At 39.9% G+C, this 911-nt stretch carries 2 rRNA genes; both read left to right on the forward strand.

Going from position 1 to position 911, the window contains the following annotated elements:
- Positions 1-126: 126 nt before the first annotated feature.
- Positions 127-242 (forward strand): 5S ribosomal RNA (rrf, locus tag AC1DVK_RS26960).
- 549 nt (positions 243-791) lie between these two features.
- Positions 792-911, forward strand: a 16S ribosomal RNA gene (locus tag AC1DVK_RS26965); the annotation flags it as partial.

Below are 911 nucleotides of genomic sequence, written 5' to 3' on the forward strand. Positions count from 1 at the left end.
AGAGGTGGAAGCGTGGCGACATGTGGAGCTGACTGATACTAATAGATCGAGGACTTAACCAACGCTTTTAAAAAAATGAAATACCTTCTTATTATCTAGTTTTGAAGGAACAACGTTCCTGATATGTTTGGTGGCGATAGCGAAGAGGTCACACCCGTTCCCATTCCGAACACGGCAGTTAAGCTCTTCAGCGCCGATGGTAGTTGGGGGTTTCCCCCTGTGAGAGTAGGACGCCGCCAAGCCATTTAAAAAAGATCAGCCATCCGGCTGGTCTTTTTTTGCGTATTATTTAGGGTTCTTTGCAGGAGAYCTTAGCTTTGTCTTAATTATATTTTTAAACATGAATGTATGTTTTTCATTTTCAAGCCAACGGGAACCGTGCAGATTTGCCCTGGAAGTCTATTCTTATCCTAAGRTTGGGAAAGGAAATTATTTATTGTGAAATGTGTTGACTTTAAAGTGAAATAGGATTAATATAAATAAGCACCAACTAAGACAAACGAAAAACTTCATCCRCTTTTGGTAGAATACTAAAAGTAATAATAACTATTGACTTCTTGCTATGAAAATGATAAGATGAAATGGTCGCTGAAAAACACAGCGATTTAAAATAAGTTAAAAACTTCGCAGAAGTTGACAACTAATCAATAAAGTGTTATGATGGATAAACAAGCCGTTCGAAAGAACGATTGTGAAAATTGCTCTTTGAAAACTGAACAAAACAAAGCGCCAACGTTAAATTTTAAGTGAGCACACACTATCAAAAAAGCAAAATGAGCAAGTCAAACATTTCTTCGGAGAGTTTGATCCTGGCTCAGGACGAACGCTGGCGGCGTGCCTAATACATGCAAGTCGAGCGAATCGATGGGAGCTTGCTCCCTGAGATTAGCGGCGGACGGGTGAGTAACACG

Source organism: Peribacillus sp. P4_B1 (assembly GCF_056402395.1).